The organism is Acidovorax sacchari, from assembly GCF_042847045.1.
Classification (GTDB): domain Bacteria; phylum Pseudomonadota; class Gammaproteobacteria; order Burkholderiales; family Burkholderiaceae_C; genus Paracidovorax; species Paracidovorax sacchari.
Genome location: NZ_AP035783.1, coordinates 3739331 through 3758496, shown reverse-complemented (window position 1 = coordinate 3758496; position 19166 = coordinate 3739331). Strand labels below are relative to the sequence as shown.

General features: G+C 71.8%; 14 protein-coding genes. 5 read left to right on the top strand and 9 right to left on the bottom strand.

Going from position 1 to position 19166, the window contains the following annotated elements; all coding sequences use genetic code 11:
* The first annotated feature begins 44 nt into the window (after window positions 1–44).
* The gene (locus tag ACGHC0_RS16625) at window positions 45–1775 is read left to right on the top strand and encodes an ABC-F family ATP-binding cassette domain-containing protein (protein ID WP_415926590.1); all 1731 of its coding nucleotides are present in this window, start codon (window positions 45–47) and stop codon (window positions 1773–1775) included.
* A gap of 15 nt (window positions 1776–1790) precedes the next feature.
* On the opposite strand, the gene ACGHC0_RS16620 is transcribed toward ACGHC0_RS16625, so the two are convergent.
* From ACGHC0_RS16620 to hemC, 4 genes are read right to left on the bottom strand one after another with little or no spacing between them, the layout of a single operon-like run.
* Window positions 1791–3068, bottom strand: a complete 1278-nt coding sequence (locus tag ACGHC0_RS16620) for a heme biosynthesis protein HemY (RefSeq protein ID WP_368352026.1) — start codon at window positions 3066–3068, stop codon at window positions 1791–1793.
* A 23-nt stretch (window positions 3069–3091) separates the two neighbouring features.
* The gene (locus tag ACGHC0_RS16615; RefSeq protein ID WP_368352025.1) at window positions 3092–4174 is read right to left on the bottom strand and encodes a uroporphyrinogen-III C-methyltransferase; all 1083 of its coding nucleotides are present in this window, start codon (window positions 4172–4174) and stop codon (window positions 3092–3094) included.
* The gene (locus ACGHC0_RS16610; protein ID WP_415266200.1) at window positions 4171–5016 is read right to left on the bottom strand and encodes a uroporphyrinogen-III synthase; all 846 of its coding nucleotides are present in this window, start codon (window positions 5014–5016) and stop codon (window positions 4171–4173) included. Before ACGHC0_RS16610 ends, ACGHC0_RS16615 begins: the two co-directional genes overlap by 4 nt.
* Before the next feature lie 34 nt (window positions 5017–5050).
* Window positions 5051–6007: a hydroxymethylbilane synthase gene (gene hemC, locus ACGHC0_RS16605; RefSeq protein ID WP_368352023.1), complete on the bottom strand. Its 957-nt coding sequence runs from the start codon at window positions 6005–6007 to the stop codon at window positions 5051–5053.
* 114 nt (window positions 6008–6121) lie between these two features.
* On the opposite strand from hemC, the gene ppc reads away from it, so the two are divergent.
* Entirely contained in the window at window positions 6122–8977 is a 2856-nt protein-coding gene (ppc, locus tag ACGHC0_RS16600) for a phosphoenolpyruvate carboxylase (protein WP_415266199.1), read from the top strand.
* 82 nt (window positions 8978–9059) lie between these two features.
* A complete protein-coding gene (yccS, locus tag ACGHC0_RS16595; protein WP_415266198.1) occupies window positions 9060–11330 on the top strand; it encodes a YccS family putative transporter in 2271 nt (756 codons plus the stop codon).
* Between the two features lie 732 nt (window positions 11331–12062).
* Here yccS and ACGHC0_RS16590 read toward each other — a convergent pair.
* Window positions 12063–13367 carry an AI-2E family transporter gene (locus ACGHC0_RS16590; protein WP_415266197.1) on the bottom strand — a complete coding sequence of 435 codons (1305 nt, stop codon included), beginning with the start codon at window positions 13365–13367 and terminating at the stop codon, window positions 12063–12065.
* A gap of 189 nt (window positions 13368–13556) precedes the next feature.
* Here ACGHC0_RS16590 and ACGHC0_RS16585 point away from each other — a divergent pair, with 189 nt between their 5' ends.
* Together ACGHC0_RS16585 and ACGHC0_RS16580 are read left to right on the top strand one after the other, a co-directional pair.
* Window positions 13557–14318: a hypothetical protein gene (locus tag ACGHC0_RS16585; protein WP_415266196.1), complete on the top strand. Its 762-nt coding sequence runs from the start codon at window positions 13557–13559 to the stop codon at window positions 14316–14318.
* Entirely contained in the window at window positions 14315–14950 is a 636-nt protein-coding gene (locus ACGHC0_RS16580) for a FlgO family outer membrane protein (protein ID WP_415266195.1), read from the top strand. Before ACGHC0_RS16585 ends, ACGHC0_RS16580 begins: the two co-directional genes overlap by 4 nt.
* Window positions 14951–15113: 163 nt before the next feature.
* On the opposite strand, the gene flhC is transcribed toward ACGHC0_RS16580, so the two are convergent.
* The 4 genes from flhC to ACGHC0_RS16560 form a co-directional block, all read right to left on the bottom strand.
* Window positions 15114–15665, bottom strand: coding sequence for a flagellar transcriptional regulator FlhC (gene flhC / locus ACGHC0_RS16575; protein WP_013595548.1), 552 nt, complete (start codon window positions 15663–15665; stop codon window positions 15114–15116).
* 53 nt (window positions 15666–15718) lie between these two features.
* A complete protein-coding gene (gene flhD, locus ACGHC0_RS16570; protein ID WP_013595547.1) occupies window positions 15719–16048 on the bottom strand; it encodes a flagellar transcriptional regulator FlhD in 330 nt (109 codons plus the stop codon).
* Between the two features lie 426 nt (window positions 16049–16474).
* Window positions 16475–17878, bottom strand: coding sequence for an LLM class flavin-dependent oxidoreductase (locus ACGHC0_RS16565; protein WP_415266194.1), 1404 nt, complete (start codon window positions 17876–17878; stop codon window positions 16475–16477).
* A complete protein-coding gene (locus ACGHC0_RS16560; RefSeq protein WP_415266193.1) occupies window positions 17878–19155 on the bottom strand; it encodes an SfnB family sulfur acquisition oxidoreductase in 1278 nt (425 codons plus the stop codon). Before ACGHC0_RS16560 ends, ACGHC0_RS16565 begins: the two co-directional genes overlap by 1 nt.
* Between the last annotated feature and the right edge of the window lie 11 nt (window positions 19156–19166).

The window sequence follows — 19166 nt, the reverse complement described above, 5'->3', positions numbered from 1 at the left end:
TTTGTTGCGGGGTGGCCGATCACGATGGCTTGGAGTGGCCCGGCATGGCGACCTTCAACGCGGACATCCGTCCGCTTTCTTCCCGCGGCGCACCGCGCGCTGCTTCTTCCTTTTCCGATCACACGTTGCCCTCCCATGGCGCCGAGGGGGCGGCCTCCCGGCTGCAGCTGCGCCTAGTGCAGTGGTGTCCTCCCGGCGGCGAACCGCTGTGGGGGGAGCCGTCGACGTTGAGCCTGCCGCCCGGCACCACCGGCCTGGTGGGCGACAACGGCGTGGGCAAGAGCGTGCTGCTGTCGATCGCGGCCGGCGCGTTGCTGCCGTCTTCCGGCAATGTGCTGTGCACGGGAACGTTGCGGGCCGTGGGCCAGCATCCGCCCGGCGCGACCCTGGCCGCGCTGGCGGGCCTCGACCGCGAACTGGAGGCATTGCAGAGGCTGGAGTGCGGCCTGGGCGGTGCCGAGGACCTGCTTCTGGCGGACGGCCGCTGGGACTGGCCTGCGCGCTGGCGGCAGGCGCTGGAACGCGCCGGGCTCGGCCACCTGCACCGCGATGCCGATGCGAGCCGCCTCAGCGGAGGAGAGCGTGTGCGAGTGGCCCTCGCCGGGGCCTTTTTTTCGCAGGCCGATGTGCTGCTGCTGGACGAGCCCACCAACCACCTGGATGGCGAAGCACGGCGCTGGCTGCAGCAGGCGCTGGATGGCGTGCGTGGCGGCCCGGGTGCCGTGCTGGTGGCGAGCCATGACCGGGCGCTGCTGGAGGGTGCGGACCGCATCGCTGAACTGTCGCCGCGCGGCCTGCGGCTGTATGGTGGCGGCTGGAGCGCGTATGCGGCCCAGAAGGCTGCCGAAACCCGGGCCGCGCACGAGGCGCTGCGGCAGGCGCGTGCGCAGCGCGATGGGGCGTTGCGCGAACTGCGCCGCCAGCAGCAGGCCCAGGCCCGGCGCACCGCGCGCGGGAGTGCATCACGCCGGGACGCGAACCAGTCGCCCCTGGTGCTGGACCGCATGAAGGACCAGGCCGAAGCGCACGCGGGACGGGAGAGCATGCGCCGGCAGCAGGTGCGTGACCGGATCGAGGAGACCGTGCGCGACGCGTTCGCCAGGGTGGGGCCGGAGGCGGCCGTGGCGCTGCCGCTGCCTGCCAGTGCCGTTCCGGCAGGCAAGCCGGTGCTGCGGCTGGAGGGGGTGGTGCCACCGTTCGGACCGAAGACGCCGCTCGACGGGCTCTGGAGCGGCCCGGTGCGCATCGCCGTGACCGGACCCAATGGCTGCGGCAAGAGCACCCTGCTGCGCATGCTGGCGGGGCACCTGGCGCCCGCGGCCGGCCGCGTTGTCTGCCCGGTGCGTCCGGTCTGGCTGGACCAGGATGCCCGGGCGCTGCTGCCGCCGGAGCGCAGCGTGATGGAGGTGCTCGCGCTGGCGGAGTCGCCGCTGCCCACGGCGGAACTGCGCACGCGCCTGGCGCAGCTCGGCCTGGATGCGGACCGCGTGCTGTGCCCGTCCGGCCGCCTCAGCGGAGGCGAGCGGGTGCGGGCGGCGCTGGCCTGTGCCCTCTGGGGTGGCGCGCCTGCGCAGCTGCTGCTGTTGGACGAGCCTTCCAATCATCTGGATGCCCGCGCGGTAGAGGCGCTGCAGGAGGCGCTGTCGTCGTTCACCGGGGCGATGGTGGTGGTGTCGCATGACCGGCATTTCCTGCAGGCGCTGGTGCCGCAGGTGGCCTGGACCTGGGAGGGCGGGGGCTGGAACCTCGATGGACCGCTGGAGCCGCCGGGCTGAGCAGGGCGAGGCGGCTCAGGAGGCCAGCGCGGCGTGCTTCCAGGCCGTGGCGGCCGCTTCCGTGTCGCCGCGCTGTTCCGCGAGCTCCGCGAGGTGGCGCCAGGCACGGCAGCGCAGCGGACCTTCGTCGAGCTGCTGGGCGGCCTGGGTGAACAGCTGCTGGGCCTTGCCCCAGAGCTGGCGGCGCAGGCAGGCCATGCCGGACAGGTATTGCAGGCGCGCGTCGCGCGGATTGGCCTGCTGGGCGGATTCGATGCGAGCCAGCCAGGCGGCGTCGAGCGCGTCGAGGTTGCTTTCCAGCACGCGCACGAGCTTGAGTGCGTGGGCGTCGGGCAGCGGGTTGGCGGCGTCCACCATGCGCTCCCACGCGGGCAGCAGCCAGGTGCGGACCTGGCCGTGGTCGCCACCGAGTTCGGTGAGGCGCTGCGCGGCATGGATCGCCAGTTCGGGCATGGCGCGCTCCGCCGGCTCGAACGACATCCAGGTGTGCTGCAGCTGGGCGGGGTCGTGCGCGCCGTTGAGCAGTTCGATGGCGAGCCCGCGCACGATGCTCTGCGCCGCGGCGGGAGAGAAGGCGCGGTGCTTGCCGAGCAGGCGGGCGGTCTCCAGTGCCTCCTGGGTCTGGTGCGAGAGGCGCGTGGCCTTGAGGCGCGCCCGCAGGGCCAGCGTGCGCCGGGCCGCACCCTGGGGCAGGGCGGCGAGGTGCTCCAGGGCGGTGGCCGCGTCGCGTTCGTCGAGCGACCAGCGGGCGGCGCGCAGCTGGGCGCCTTCGCGCAGTTCCAGTTCGCTCACGGGCGCGCGGGCCGGGATGTTGTCCAGGGCGTTGCGCAGGTGGGCCTCGCGGGTGGCGCGGTCCTGCAGGGCGTGGGAGCTTTCGGCGGCGACGAGGTGGGCCAGCGTGCGCAGCTGGCGCCCGTGCGGCACGGTTTCTCCGGCGGCTTCCAGGGCGTTTTCCTGGGCGAGGGCGGCCATGGCGGCCTTGCGCGAGCGCAGGAAGCGCCCGGCCAGCAGCTGCGAGAGCGCGTCGAGCAGGGCCGCGTGCATGGAGCGCTCCTTCTGCTGCACGCGCCAGCGCCGTGCCTGGCCCGGCAGCTCGAGCAGGGCCGACAGGGCACGCAGCGCGGCATAGAGGATCGCGAAGCCGCCGAAGAACAGCAGCAGCACGAAGTTGAGCGACAGGTCCACGCGGTAGGGTGGCCAGAACAGGGTCACGGTGCCCTGGTTGTTGCCCGCGAACAGGGCGGCCGCCACGGCCGTGCCGAAAAGTACCAGGAACCAGAGTGCTGCGCGCATGGGTCGGTGGTCTCCTGCGCGGTTCAGCGGCCGGCGGCGGCGGTGGCCAGCGCGGCGAAGGTTTCGTCCAGCGTGGGCAGGGCCGCGCCCTTGAGGTGGACCTGTGCCTGCTGCAGCACCGTGGCGGCCGTCTGCGTGCGGCGCGATGCGGGATCGAAGTACCGGCCCAGGGCGTTGTTCGCGGCGGAGAGGTCGGCGCGTGCCGATTCGTACTGGCGCGCGAGCAGCGCGAGGCGGGCGTTCATCAGCTGGAGCTTGAGGTTCTCGCGCAGGAAGAAGGCCTGGTCGGGGGCGATGAGGATGGCCTCCGGACGGTCGATGCGGGTGACGCGCAGCAGCTGGCGGGCCTCGTCGCGCACGACTTCCCAGCCGCGCTGCAGCGTGGCTTGCCACCAGGGCAGGGGGCCGTCGGCACCGGGCGCGGCCGGGCCCTCGGACGGGCGGGCGGCGGCATTCATGCGCCGCGTGGCCGCGGCCTGCGCGACGGCGTTCTGCAGGGGCAGTTCGTCCACCTGGCGCATGAGGTCGTCCAGGCGGGCCAGCAGGCCGGCCGTGTCGGTGACCTGTGCCGAGCCCACGCGGTCGAGGTCGCGGCCGATGGCGCGCGCCACGGGGGCCAGGCGCGGCTGCGCGGCCCGCTCGATGCGCTGGCTGGCGCTCTTGAGCGCGGCCATGACGGGCTCCAGGCTGCCGGTGAGCTGGGCCTGCTGCTGCGCGAGGCGCAGCGCGGATTCGATGTCCACCACGAGGTTCTCGTCGCGCGAACGCGAGAGGCTCTGCATGAGTTCCTCGAGCTGGCTGCGCTGCAGGGCGACTTCGCTCACGCGGGTTTCGTTCACCGCGATGCGCGCCGAGACGTCGCGCGCCATGTCCAGTGCCTGGTTGGCGAGGGTGCGGGCCTCGATGGACTGCGCGCCCGCATCGGCCGACTGGCGTGCGAGCTGTTCCTGGATGCTGCCGAGGCGCTGCCACAGCATGACGCTGGTCGCGAGGCCGGCGACGGCCACGACGCCGAGCAGCGTCAGCACGGCGCGCTGCACGCCGGAAGCCTGGGGCGCCGGGGTTGCGGGAGGCGCGGAAGGTGCGTGGTGGGGCTCGGAACTCATGGGTGGGATTCTATCGATGCGACCACGTCGTTCAGGGCCGGGCGGCACTGGCGCACGGCTCCGAAGCCGGCGTCCTGCGCGGCCTGCGCGATGCGGGGATGGGTGGCGAGCGCGCGCGCACCGGACCAGTTCTGTCCGGGCAGCGCTGCATCCAGGTGCGCCACCGCCTCGGAACTGCTGAAGAGCCAGAGCGAGCCGTCCGTGGCCGCGGCGCGGGCGAGGGCCAGCTGCTCTGCGCTGAAGTCGGGGGCGCCGCGTTCGTAGGCCGCGACGAATTCGGCCTGCCCGCCGGCCGCGGCGATCTGCTGCGCGAGCCATTCGCGGCCCGTGCCCGCGACGGTGTCCGCGCCGTCGGCGTCGGCGTCGGCTTGCGCGCCGCGCACGACGAGGATGCGGTCGCCGTGCCGCACCTGCGGCGCTACCTGGGCCCACAGGGATTCGGAGTCGAACTGCGCGGCGTCGGGCGCGGGCCGGTCGATGGACTCCGCGGGCACGCCGGCCTGCCGCAGCGCCTGGGCGGTGCCGGGGCCCGGCGCCCAGATCCGCGGCAGCGCGGCCGGATCGCCGGCGAACAGCGCGGCGCCCGTTCCTGGCGGATCGAAGAAATAGTGGGCCGCGTTGCTGCTCACGAACATGACCGCGCGCCAGCGGGGCCACGCCTCGCGGGCTGCCTGCAGTGCCGCGCGGGCCTCGGGATGGGCGCACCCGCGGATGGCGATGAGGGGCAGGGCCACGGCGTCGATGCCGCGCGCATGCAGGTGCACGACCCATTGCGTGGCGTCGCGCTCCGGGCGGGTGACGATGGCGCGGCGCGGGGCCGAAGGCGGGGGGGCGCGGTGCACGGGGTGGATGGGGCTCTGTGGGCGGGCGCGGCGGTCAGGCCGGGATCTGCGCGCCGTCCGCGCGCAGCCGCGCCGCGACGGCGGAGCCGAGCGCTTCGGCTTCGGGCAGGGAGGCGACCGGCGCGGATATCTGCACGCGCACCAGGGGGCGGATGCCCTCGGGATCGCCCCAGGCACCGTCCAGGCGGAGCGTGCCGGCGTCCGTCCACCGGCCGTGGGCCGCCAGCGGCACGGAGCAGCTGCCGCCCAGGGCGCGGCTCACGGCGCGTTCGGCGGCCACGCACAGCCAGGTGGCCTGGTGGGCGAGCGGCGCCACCGCCTGCAGCAGGTCATGGCGTTCGGAGCGTATCTCCAGGCCCAGCGCGCCCTGGCCGGCGGCCGGCAGCATGTCGTCGGGCTCGAACAGGGCGCGGATGCGGCCTTCCAGCCCCAGGCGCTTGAGGCCCGCGGCCGCCAGCACGATGGCGTCGTACTGGCCTTCGTCGAGCTTGCGCAGGCGGGTGTCGAGGTTGCCGCGCAGCGGCTGGATGACGAGGTCGGGGCGCAGCGCCTGCAACAGCACCTGGCGGCGCAGGCTGGAAGTGCCGACCACGGCGCCCTCGGGCAGGTCGGCGAGGCAGGCATGGCGGGGCGAGACGAAGGCGTCGCGCGGATCCTCGCGTTCCATCACGCAGGCCAGCTCGAAGCCTTCGGGCAGCTCCATGGGCACGTCCTTGAGCGAATGCACGGCTACGTGGGCGCGGCCTTCTTCCAGGGCGACTTCCAGTTCCTTCACGAAGAGGCCCTTGCCGCCCACCTTGGACAGGGTGCGGTCGAGGATCTGGTCGCCCTGGGTGGTCATGCCGAGCAGTTCGACGGCGTGGCCGCGCGCGCGCAGCAGGGCCTGCACATGCTCGGCCTGCCACAGCGCGAGGCGGCTTTCACGCGTGGCGATGACGATGGGGGGAAGGCCGGAGGCGGCGGAGGTCGTGGGCGGGGAGGAGGGATGCATCGGGGGTGTTCCAGGCCGGACGGGCGGAAGGCTCGGCGGACCTGGCGGGGATGCTAGCATGCTGCGCCGCAGCACCCGTCCTTCCGCCGGGGCGCCTCCAGGAGACTTTTCCGCATGAATGCGACGCCTTCCCGCAAGACCGATCCCGTGTCCGAGCCGCAGGCCGCCCCATCGCCCGGACGACGTGCCGACAAGGACCAGCCGCTGATCCAGGACATCCGCCTGCTCGGGCGCATCCTGGGCGATGTGATCCGCGAGCAGGAGGGCGTAGCCGCCTATGACCTGGTGGAGCAGGTGCGCAAGTTGTCGGTGGCATTCCGCCGCGATGCGGACCAGGAGGCGGACAAGGCGCTCAAGAAGCTGCTCAAGGGCCTGTCGGGTGACCAGACGGTGAGCGTGATCCGCGCCTTCACGTATTTCAGCCACCTGGCGAACCTCGCCGAGGACCGGCACCACATCCGCCGCCGCACCGTGCACGAGCGGGCCGGCAGCACGCAGGAAGGCAGCATCGAGGTGGCGCTGGCCCGGCTGCGCTGGGCGGGCATCGCGCCGCGCGCCGTGGCGCAGACGCTGGCGCGCAGCTACGTGTCGCCGGTGCTGACCGCGCACCCCACGGAGGTGCAGCGCAAGAGCATCCTGGACGCGGAGCGCGACATCGCCGAACTGCTGGCCGAGCGCGACGAGATCCAGGCGCGGGGGCTGTTCTACAAGTCCGCGCGCGATGCGCTCACGCCGCGCGAGCTGGCGGCCAACGAGGCGCGGCTGCGCGCCCGCGTCGCGCAGCTCTGGCAGACCCGGCTGCTGCGTTACACCAAGCTCACGGTGGCCGACGAGATCGAGAACGCGCTTTCCTATTACGAATCGACCTTCCTGCGCGAGATCCCGCGCCTGTACGAGGACCTGGAGCGGGCGCTGGGCAGCCAGCCGGTGGCGAGCTTCCTGCGCATGGGCCAGTGGATCGGTGGCGACCGCGACGGCAACCCCAACGTGAGTGCCGAGACGCTGGAGCTGGCGCTGCGCCGCCAGGCCGAGGTGGCCCTGCGCCACTACCTGACCGAGGTGCATTACCTGGGGGGCGAGTTGTCGCTGTCGGCCCGTCTGGTGCAGGTCTCCCCCGAGATGCAGCAGCTCGCCGAGCGCTCGCCCGACACCAGCGAGCACCGGCAGGACGAGCCCTACCGCCGCGCGCTCACCGGCATCTATGCGCGGCTGGCGGCGACGCTGCGCGAATTGACGGGCGGCGAGGCGGCGCGCCATGCCGTGGCGCCCCAGAACCCGTACGGCGACGCCTCGGAATTCCTTGCGGACCTGCGCGTCATCGAGGCCTCGCTGCGGTCGCACCGCGGGGCGCCGCTGGCGGCGCAGCGGCTGCATCCGCTGGTACGGGCCGTGGAGGTGTTCGGCTTCCACCTGGCCACGGTGGACCTGCGGCAGAGCTCCGACCAGCACGAGCGCGTGGTGGCGGAACTGCTGGCCACGGCGCGGATCGAGGCCGATTACGCGGCCCTGCCGGAGGACGCGCGCCAGGCGCTGCTGGTGCGCCTGCTGTGCGATGCCCGTCCGCTGCGCGTGGTGGGAGCGGAGTATTCGGAGCACACGCGCGGCGAGATCGCCATCTTCGAGACGGCGCGGCGCATGCGCGACCGCTACGGCGCCCAGGCCATCCGGCACTACATCATCAGCCACACCGAGACGGTGAGCGATCTGCTGGAAGTGCTGTTGCTGCAGAAAGAGGTGGGCCTGATGCGCGGCACGCTGGACGGGGCCGATGCGCGCGCCGACCTGATCGTGGTGCCGCTCTTCGAGACCATCGGCGACCTGCGCAACGCCCAGCCCATCATGCGCGAGCTCTACGAGGTGCCGGGCTTCGCGGCCATGGTGCAGCGCGGCGGGGCCGAGCAGGACATCATGCTGGGCTACTCCGACAGCAACAAGGACGGCGGCATCTTCACCAGCAACTGGGAGCTCTACCGCGCGGAGATCGCCCTGGTGGAACTGTTCGACGCGCTGGAGGCGCGCCACCGCATTCGCCTGCGGCTTTTCCACGGGCGCGGCGGCACGGTGGGGCGAGGCGGCGGCCCGAGCTACCAGGCCATCCTGGCGCAGCCCCCGGGCACGGTGCGCGGACAGATCCGCCTGACCGAGCAGGGCGAGGTGATCGCCTCCAAATATGCCAACCCGGAGATCGGCCGGCGCAACCTGGAGACGCTGGTGGCGGCCACGCTGGAGGCCACGCTGCTGCAGCCCACCAAGCCCGCGACCAAGGCCTTCCACGAGGCCGCGGCCGAACTCTCGCAGGCGAGCATGGCGGCCTACCGCGCGCTGGTGTACGAGACGCCGGGCTTCGCCGACTATTTCTTCAACTCCACGCCGATCCGGGAAATCGCCGAGCTCAACATCGGATCGCGCCCCGCCTCGCGCAAGCCGAGCCAGAAGATCGAGGACCTGCGCGCCATTCCCTGGGGGTTCAGCTGGGGCCAGTGCCGGCTCACGCTGCCGGGCTGGTACGGTTTCGGATCGGCCGTGGAGGCCTTCGTGAAGGCCGCGGGCGAGGATCCCAAGGCGCGCATGGCGCTGCTGCAGAAGATGTACCGGCAGTGGCCGTTCTTCCGCACGCTGCTGTCCAACATGGACATGGTGCTGGCCAAGAGCGACCTGGCCCTGGCGTCGCGCTACAGCGAACTGGTGGCGGATGCGCGCCTGCGCCGCAAGGTGTTCGGCGCCATTGAGGCCGAATGGCAGCGCACGGTGGATGCGCTGGCGCGCATCACCGGCGACCGGCAGCGGCTGGCCCACAACACGGCGCTGGCGCGCTCGATCCGCCACCGCTTCCCTTACATCGATCCGCTGCACCACCTGCAGGTGGAACTGGTGCGGCGCTGGCGCGCGGGCGAGGGCAGCGAGCGCGTGCAGACCGGTATCCACATCTGCATCAACGGCATCGCGGCGGGGCTGCGCAACACCGGCTGAGGCCGCGGGCCTGCTTCTTGCTCGCGGTGATGCCGGCACGCGGCGGCGCCGCGCATGGACACCGGCGGCGAAGGCAGCGTGAATGGAACCGAGAACAACGACGACCATGATGGCGGCGGCCGGCCAGGCGGCGGAGCGCGGGCGCGCCGGCTGGCTGCGCCGGCTGTGGGCGCAGGACGCCTTCGTCTATAGCCTGCGCGTCTTCATCGCGCTGAGCGGCGCGATGGCGCTGTGCTGGTGGCGCGACCAGGTGGCGCTGGTGACGCCGCTCTTCCTGGGCATCATCGCCAGCGCGCTGGCGGAGACCGACGACAGCTGGCGCGGGCGCCTGCGCGCGGTGCTGGTCATGCTCGCGTGCTTCGCGCTCGCGGCGTTCTCGGTGGAGCTGCTGCTGCCGCATCCGGCCTGGTTCGTGGCGGGCCTGGCATGTTCCACCTTCGGCTTCACGATGCTGGGCGCCATCGGCGAGCGCTACCGGGCGATCGCGTCGGCGACCGTGATCCTGGCGCTCTACGCGGCCATCAGCGCATCCCCGGGGACGGTGGCCGGGCATGTGCCGGCAGGCGGCCCCTGGCATGTGCCGCTGCTGCTGCTGTCCGGCGCGGCGTGGTATGCGCTGCTGTCGCTGCTGTGGTGCGCGGCGTTCCCGCACCAGCGGGTGCGGCAGAACCTCGCGGGGCTGTACGACCAGCTGGGTGCCTACCTGCGGCTCAAGGCCAGCCTGTTCGAGCCGGTGCGCGGCGTGGACGTGGAGCGGCGGCGCCTGGCGCTGGCGCAGACGAACGGCCGGCTGGTGGCGGCGCTCAATGCCACGAAGGAAAGCATCTTCAGCCGCTGGGGCGCCGGCGCGAGCGCTCTGCCGACGGGGCGGATGTTGCGGCACCTGAATCTCTATTTCATCGCGCAGGACATCCACGAGCGCGCGAGCTCCTCGCACCACCACTACAACGAGTGGGCGGATGTGCTGTTCCACAGCGACGTGCTCTACCGCTGCCAGCGCGTGCTGCAGCTGCAGGGCGTGGAGTGCGCGCGCATCGCACATGCGCTGCAGATGCACCAGCCCTTCGAGCGGGACGGGGCCGTGGCGCGGGCCATGGCCGACCTGCGCGACGCGATCGCCTACCTGGAGGCCCAGGGCCGGGCGGAATGGCAGCGCCCCCTGCGCAGCCTGCGCGCGCTGGCGCGCAACCTCGCTACGCTGGACGCGCAGCTCGACGCCGCGACCCATCCCGACGGCGGGGAACGCGCGGGGGACAGCAGCCTGCTGGACCGCTCCCCGCGCTCCCTGTCCGATGCCTGGGGCCGGGTGCGGGCGCAGCTGCATCGCGGCTCGCCGCTGTTCCGGCACGCGGCGCGGCTGTCCCTGGCGCTGGCGGCAGGCCATGGCGTGATGCAGCTGATCGATCCCGTGCACGGCTACTGGATTCCACTGGCCACGCTGTTCGTGTGCCAGCCCACGTACGGCGCGACGCTGGCGCGCGTGGCGCAGCGCATCGCCGGCACCGCCGTCGGCCTGGTCGCGGGCTGGGCGCTGCTGCGGCTGTTCCCGAGCCTGCCGCTGCAGGCGCTCTTCGCGGTGGCGGCGGGGGTGTTGTTCTTCGTCACCCGCACCACGCACTACCTCACGGCCACGGCTGCCATCACGCTGCTGGTGCTCATGTGCTTCAACCAGGCCACCGGCGCGGCGCACGGGCTGATCCTGCCGCGCCTGCTGGACACGATGATCGGCAGCGCCATCGCCGCGGTGGCGATGCTGTGGGTGCTGCCGGACTGGCAGGGGCGCCGCCTGGCGGCCGTGGCCGCCCAGGCCCTGGCCGCGCATGCCCACTACCTGCGCGAGATCCTCTCGCAGTACGCCACCGGCAAGGCCGACGACCTGGACTACCGGCTCGCGCGGCGCAACGCGCACAACGCGGATGCGGCGTTCTCCACCACCCTCTCGCACCTGCTGCAGGAGCCGCGCCATGTGCGATCGCATTCGCTGGCCGGCATGCGCATGCTGGTGGCTTCGCACACCCTGCTGAGCTATCTCTCGGCGCTCGGTGCGCACCGGGCGGGACCTGCGGGCCCTGCCGCGGACCTGGCGCAGGAGGCCGGGGCGCATGCGGTGGCGCGGCTGGAGGCGCTCGCGGCCGCGCTGCGCCGGCAGGAAGGCGCAGCGCTGGAGGATGCCGGACGCGCGCAGGCGCTGGCGGCCGCGCTGGAGCAGGCAGCGGATGCCATGGCGCTGCGGGGGGATGTTGGCGTGGCTGACATCCCGGCGGAAACGCTGCGCATCTTGCATACGCAGTTGGCGCTGGTGTGCCGGCAGATGGGAGTGATCGAGGGGGCTGCGCGGGAGTTGTTGGGGTGATTTTTTTCCGGGGGCCGGGATGTGCGCCCGGCGGCGCACCTACTTTCTTTTGTTTCGCCAAAAGAAAGTAGGCAAAGAAAAGGCGAGCCCTGGTGTCTGCGTCCCCCTTCGCCCTTTGGGCGAAGGGGGCAGCCTGTGGTGCTCGGAGGCAAGGCGCGGCTGCGGAACTCGCTGCGCGCTGGCGCGCTCCGCTCGGACAACCGCAGCCAGTCAGATGACGAAGCAGGCGTGTCCTTCGGCACGCCTGCGCGCCTTGCCTCCTGCGCTCCTCGGCGCAGACACGAGGGCGGGGTGCCGCATACGGGCCATTGCTTCGCTCGGCCTGGGGTGCGCGAGTGCGTTGCACCGCGCACCGTTTTCTTGGGGCGGAGCGCTGGGACTTTTGCCGAGCGCAGCGATGGCCTTGGGGCCGAGCAACGCGAAGGCCCGGGTCACCCCTTCTGGATGCGCCTGGGGCGCGCAGGGGGTGGGGTGGCGGGCGTGCCGAAGGACACGCCCGTTTCGTGAACTGACTTGCCGTGGTTGTCCGAGCGCAGCGCACGGAGTGCGCGCAGCGAGTTCCACGGCACACCCCACCCCCGAGCACCCCAGGTTGCCCCGTTCGCCCTGCGGGCGAACGGGGACGCATCCAGCAGGGTCGCCCTTTCTTTGGTTACTTTCTTTCGGCGAAGCGAAAGAAAGTGACTCGGCCGCCGGGCCGAGACCCGGCCCCCGCCCTCAAAACAAAAACCCTCAATCCCCCAACAACTCCCCGATAGGCCTCAGATCCTCCACCCGGTCGCAAACAGCCTTCACCACCATCATCACCGGAATCCCCAGCAACACCCCCCACAACCCCCACAGCCATCCCCAGGCCAGCACGCTGACGAACACCGCGACGGGGCTCATGCGGCTGGTGCGGCTGGTGAGCCAGGGGGTGAGCAGATTGCCCACGATGGTGTGGATGAGCAGGGACGCTCCGCCGACGGCCAGGGCCATGTCCACGGTGCCGAACTGCAGGAAGGCGACGAGGGCGGAGGCTCCCGTGACGACGATGGAGCCGACGTACGGAGCGAGGTTGAGCACGCCGGCCACCACCCCCCAGACCGCCGCGTTCTCCAGCCCGAGCAGCGCGTAGGCCACGCCGGTGCCGATGCCCACCAGGACGCTGGTGGCCACCTGCACGAGCAGGTAGCGCTGGATCTGCCCGGTGATGTCGTCGAGCACTTCCATGGTGATCTTGCGGCGCTCCAGGCTTTGGCCCGCGATGCGCACCAGCTTGCGGCGGAAGAGGTTGCCGGACGCGAGCGAGAAGAAGGTGAGGAAGACCACCACGGTGAGCTGGCCCGCGGCCGATACCAGGCCCATGGTGCCGGTCCATACGTAATCGCGGATGTTGAACGGCGCGCGCTCGATCACCACGCGCTGCACGCCGCGCCGCGTCTGGGGCGGGATGCTTTCGGTAGCGGCCTGTTCGATCTGGCTGGCGGCTTTCTGCATGGTGTCGAGCGGGCTCGGGCCGCGCATGTTCATGCGCATCGCATCGCGCACCTTGCGGGCAGCCACGGGCAGGGAGTCCACCAGTTCGGCCGCGCCGTCGGAGAGCGACCAGGCCGTGCCGCCGAGGCCGCCCACGATGCCCAGCAACAGTACGCCGGCGCCGAGCCAGCGCGGGATGTACCAGCGCCGCAGCGCGGTCACGATGGGCTGCAGGGCGATGGTGAGCAGTACGCTCAGCATCAGCGGGATGAATACGGCGCTGGCCCAGTGCAGCAGGGCCACGGCGGCGAAGAGGGCCAGCAGGGCGAGCGAGAGGTTGCGCACGTCCACGGGCATCTGCAGCACGAAGGGGGGCGGTGGCGAGGCATCCGCCGGTGGCGGCGGAGGCTCCGCCGGGCCGGGAGCCGGTGCGGGCGGGTCGCCGGCAGGGGGCGCGGCCGGCGGGGGATCCCCGGCGGGTGGTGGTTCGGCGGGCGGATCGCCCGCGGGCGGCGGCGCCGAGGCACGCGTGGCGGTGGTGTCGGACGGGGAGTCCGGGGCGGGGGCGGAAAGCTGCATGCGCGGATTGTGGCGCGGCCGGAGCCCGTGCGGGCGTAGGCGGGCACCCGGCCATGGCATCGGCGGGGCGCCGTCGGCGCGATGGCAGCAGGCGCCAGACTGGGCAGGGAAAGCGCCGTTGTTCGGCCCATTCGCCCGGCGCGCGGCCGTTAGCATCCAGCCATGCATTCCGAGGAAAGGTGCGAGCGCATGACCCCCGTTGCGGAATTCCCGCCGTTTTCGAACGCCCGCCGGAGCGGTCCGGCACTGGCGGCCGTGCTGCTGTGTACTGCCGGGCTGGCCGGCTGCGCAGCGCCTCCGGACCTGCCGCAGCCCGTGGCGCATGCCCCATCCACGCAGAAGACGGCACGGGCCGTGCACCATTGGGACGTGCTGGCCGCAGACGTCGCGGAGCGCACGGCCGTGAAGCTGCGCGAGTGGCCCGCGGGGGCGCATCCGATCTATGTGGTGCCGGCGTCCGAAGGGCCGGATGTGCCCGGCTTCGTCGCCGGGTTCCGGACGCTGCTGATCACCCATCTGGTCGAGCGCGGCCTGGCGCTGTCCACGCAGCCTTCCGGCGTGCGGCTCGCCGTGGACGTCCAGCTCGTGCAGCACGTGGCGCCGCCCGGCGACGGTGCGCGGCCGGTGCTGCTCGGCGACGGCGTGCGCGTGGCGCGGGATGCCTCCATGGAAAACGGCGACTACCTGCTGGCGGCGCAGCCGGTGCCGGTGTCCGCGGCCACACGTTCCACGCCGCAGGGCCTGGTGCGCGTGCCGGCGCGCACCGAGATCCTGGTCACCACGTCGCTGGAGAGCGAAGGCCGCTACCTGGCCCGCACGAGCGACGTCTATTTCATCGACCAGGCCGACGCGGCGCTGTACCTGCCGCCGCCGCCCGTGCCGCTGCCCTCCCTGGCGGTGGGCAGTCCGGCGACGGCCGGGGTCAGGACCTGGCAGGTGGTGGCGCCATGAAGTACGGAGATTCCATCCCGCGGCAGATGCCGCGGCGCGCCTGGCTGCGCATGGGCCTGGGGGTGGGCCTGGGAGTGGCCGCCGCTGCCTGCCTGCCGGGCTGCGCCCGCTACTACTATGGCGCCGCGGCTGCGCCGCCGTCGGGTGGAAGCGGCGTGATGGGCGCGCTGGGCATGGGCGGCTCGCCGGCGGAGTCGCTGCTGGAAACCAACCAGGCCGCGGCCGATGCGCTGCTGCGGCAGGTGCCGCAGCTCGATCCACGCCAGCCCGTGCTGGTGGCGACGCTGGTGCACATCGACCGGCTGGACGAAGCTTCGCGCCTGGGACGCCTTTTTTCCGAGCAGATCGCCGGGCGGCTGGTGCAGCGCGGCGTGCGGGTGACCGAGCTGAAAATGCGGCAGAACCTCGTGATGGTGCCCGGGCAGGGCGAGCTGCTGCTGTCGCGCGAGGTGCGGGACGTGAGCCGCGCGCAGTCCGCGCAGGCCGTGGTCGTGGGCACCTATGCCGCCACGGCGCAATCGGTGTTCGTGAGCCTGAAGCTGGTGGGGCCCGAGGGCAATGCCGTGCTGGCGGCGCACGACTACGTGGTGCCGGTGGACGACAACGTGCGCATCCTGCTGTCCATGCGCTGACGGCCGCGCGGGCTTGCCCCAAAAAAAATCCCGGCACAAGGCCGGGACAAGGGGAACTCGCTGTTGGAAAAAAGGCACCGCAGGGTGCGCCTCGAAGGGCACTGCGGCGGGTGACGCAGGTCACGCAGGTGGCCGGCGGGCGCCGCCGGGCCACGGGGATGCATCAGTGCAGCATGAGGGCGCCGGCCGACTTGCTCTTGCCGGCGCGGGCCGGAGGATTGCACAGCCCGCAGGTGTAGGCGCGGGGATTTTCGTACATTTCGGTGACGAAATGGCCGCCGCACTGCGAACACTTGGTGCGCGTGAGCATACCTGCATCCACGAACTTCACCAGGCGCCATGCGCGGGTGAAGGACAGCAGGGGTTCGATCTCGGCCGTGGCGACCTGCTCGCTGTAGAGCCGGTAGGCCTTGGTGAGCAGTTCCACGGAGTCCAGGCTCACGCCCTTGGACAGGTACTCGTAGATGTTCAGGAACAGCGAGCTGTGGACATTCTCCTGCCAGGTGAGGAACCAGTCGGTGGAGAACGGCAACTGGCCCTTGGAAGGCGACTTGCCCGCGATTTCCTTGTAGAGCCGGATCAGCCGCTCGTACGACAGGGAGGTTTCCGACTCCAGCACCTGCATGCGGGCGCCCATCTGGATCAGCATGGCGGCGCGCTCGATCTGCTTGGATTCGTTCAGGACGCTCTTCACGGGGGCGGCAGCTGCGGTCATGGCGGTCTTTCGGAGGCGGATGGGCGGGAAGGTCGGACGGCGGCAGGGACGGTTCAGAGCACTTCCGACACGCGGCTGGCCATGAGGATGTTGGCGTGCAGCGTGTTGGTGGCTTCGTTGCCGACCTTCTTGGGCGTGTTGTGGTTGGTGAGCAGGCTCCAGACGAGGTTGTCGTCCACACGGAAGCTGCACAGCAGGGTGTTGCGGGAGGCCAGCTTGAGCACCTGGGCCGCCGAGAGCGAGGCCAGGATATCGGCGGCGTCTTCGTTGATGCCCAGGCGGAACACGGCTTCGGCCTTGTCCTGGCGGATCAGCGTCTGGGCCAGCATCAGGTAGGTGAGGTTGGCTTCGCGGATTTCAGCGAGAAGTTGTTCCGAGGTCATGGTGCATTCCTTTTCCGTTAGCAGATCCCGAGGCCCCTGGCGGTGTGCAGGTGTGTCGCGATCCGTTGAAATGGATTGTGAATTCGGTCCAATCGGAAATTAAGTCGGGGTTTGGAGGTGTGTCGTGTCTCGCCCGCAAGCCGGGCATGTAGGAATTTGCCTTACAAGCCGGCCAGGGGAGGAACGGAAATGCGAGGGGCGGCGTGCTGCACAGGGATGCAGGGCGCCGCCAGGGCGGCGGGCACGGCTATCGGGTGGATTTGGACTGCCTATGGCTCAGCCGTAGCTCGGCCGTGGCCCGAATGCATCCCGGCCAGGGCGCCTGCGCAGGCTGATCGTGCGGGTGGGACTGGCAGCGGCAGATCGCGGCCGGTCGCGGCGCGTGCGTCGCCGGCCGGATCCGCTGCGGGCATGTGTGCGGTCTTGCTACGCCGCGCGCACGGCGGGCGTACCCGGGGCAGGGCGGAAGCCCGCCCCGTGGTGCGTGGGCGCGAGCCGGTCGCCCCGGCCGGCCAGTTTGTGGCGCAGCGTGCCTTCTGCGTAGGCGGTCTTGTGCAGGCCGCGGTTCTGCAGTTCGGGCACCACGAGGTCGATGAAGTCCGTGTAGCTCTCGGGCACCACGGTGCGAGCGAGGTTGAACCCGTCCACCCCGGCCTCGTCCAGCCAGGACTGCATCTCGTCCGCGATGTCCTGCGGCGAGCCCACCACGGTGGCGTAGCGGCCGCCCAGGGCCAGTTCCTCCAGCAGGTCGCCCAGGGTGTAGTGGGCGCGTCCGTTGGCCAGGCGCCGCAGGCTGTTCTCGATGCCGTTGCTGCGGTGCTGGCCCAGCAGGGGCGTGCCCTGCCGGTACGTGGAGAAATCGATGCCTGCGCCGGCCGAGAGGTGGGCCAGCGCCGCCTCCGGGCTGGCATGGCGGCAGTATTCCTGGTACCTGTCCTCGGCCTCCTGGCGGGTGGCTCCGGGCACGGCGGTGAGCCCCACCACCACCTTCACGTCGTCGGGTTGGCGGCCCGCGCGGACGACTTCCGCGCGCAGGGCGCGGACCAGTTCCCGGGTGGAGGCCTTGTCCTGGGTGGACATGAAGACGCACTCCGCGTGCCGGGCAGCGAAGCGCAGGCCGCGTCCGGAGCTGCCGGCCTGGAAAAGCACCGGGGTGCGCTGCGGCGACGGCTCGCAGAGGTGGTAGCCCTCGACCTGGTAGTGCGTGCCGCGGTGGCGCACCGGCCGCACGCGGGCGGGGTCGGCATAGATGCGCCGGGTGCGGTCGCGCAGGACGGCGTCGTCGTCCCAGCTGCCTTCCCAGAGCTGGTAGGCCACGTCCATGAATTCGTCGGCCCGGTCATAGCGCTCGTCGTGCGGTATCTGCTGCGCCACGCCCATGGCGCGCGCGGCCGAATCGAGGTAGCCGGTGACGATGTTCCAGCCCACGCGGCCGCGCGTGAGGTGGTCCAGCGTCGAGAACCGCCGGGCCAGCAGGTAAGGCTGCTCGTAGCTCAGGTTCACGGTGACGCCGTACGACAGGTGGCGCGTGGCGGCGGCCATGGCGGGAACGAGCAGCACGGGGTCGTTGACCGGCAGCTGCACCGATTCGCGCAGTGTGACATCGGCCGACTGCCCGTAGGTGTCGTACACGCCCACGATGTCGGCCAGGAAGAGGCTGTCGAACAGGCCGCGCTCCAGTTCGCGCGCGAGTTCGGTCCAGTAGTCCAGCGAGTGGTATTCGCCCGACCGGTCGCGGGGATGCGTCCAGAGGCCGTGGTTGATGTGCCCCACCGTGTTCATGCTGAACGCGTTGAGGATGATCGGGCGTGGGCGGTGCGTGCCTGGCATCACAGGGCTCCGTGGCGCGGCGGCCGGGTGCCGTTGAGCACATGGTTGCCCACGGCGTGGTACTTCCATCGCACCGGATCGTGCAGCGTGTGGGTGCGCACGTTGCGCCAGAAGCGGTCGAAGCCGTGTTCCGCGGCGGTGGCGGAGGTGCCGCCCAGTTCCAGCAGCTTGTTGGCGGCCAGCAGGCCCGCGCGGTGGGCGAGCGCACGGGCCTCGGCCACGGCCACCGACGCGGCGGCCACGGTGTCTTCATCGGGCGCGTGCCGGGCGGTATCGACGAAGCGTGCGGCCCGGCGCAGCATCGCGCGCGCCGCGCGCAGGCGCAGGTCCACCTCGCCCACGGCGTGCAGGGTGAGCGGGTCGTCCGTGGCGCGTTCCACCTGCGCGTCGATCCAGGGACGCGCGTGGTCGCGGAGGAAGGGCAGGGCGGCCTGCAGCGCCCCTTCACCGATCCCGAGGTCGATGGCCGCGTGCATGAGCTGCGCGAACGGTCCGATGGCCGTGGGCCGGTCGAAGCTGGCCTGGAACGGAACGATCCATTCGGGCTGCACCGGTACGCCGTCCAGCGCCACCGATCCGCTGCCCGTCACGCGCTGGCCCATGCCGTCCCAGTCGTCTTCCACCGTGATGCCGGGCGCATGGCGCGGCACGAAGGCGATCGCGCTCACCTCGCGGCCGTCATCGAGCTGCTGCATGGCCTGCGTGGGAATCCAGTGCGCGAAGATCGCGCCGGTGCAGTAGGACTTGCGCCCCTGGAGCACCCAGCCTCCGCCCGAGCGCTCCAGGCGGGTGCGGCGCCGGTAGTCGCGGTGGCCGGTTTCGGACAGGGCATTGCCGAAGCGCTCGCCCTGCAGCACGCGGCCATGGAAGAAGCGCTGCTGGGCTTCGGTGCCGCCCACGCGCAGCACTTCGAGGGCATAGAAATGGTTCTGCGGGATGTGGCCCAGCGATCCGTCCGCCGCGGAGACCGTGGCGATGGTCTGCGCGAGCGTCCAGGCGTCGGTGCCCGGGCCGCCGTGGGCCTGCGGCACCGTGATGCCCCAGAGCCCGCTGGCGCTGTAGGCCTCGATTTCCGACCAGGGCAGTCGGCGCTCCCGGTCGCGCGCGAGCGCCTGGGGCGCCCATTCGCGGGCGAGCGCGGCGGCGGTGCCGAGGATCTGTGCGGGCGTGTCCAGCACCGGCGGCCGGTGCGCGGGTGGCGGTGGCACCGGCGATGCCGGCGGGGTGGGGCCTGCCTGCTGCAGGGATTGCCGTTCTTGCGGGGTATGTGCGGTCATGGGCGGTCCTG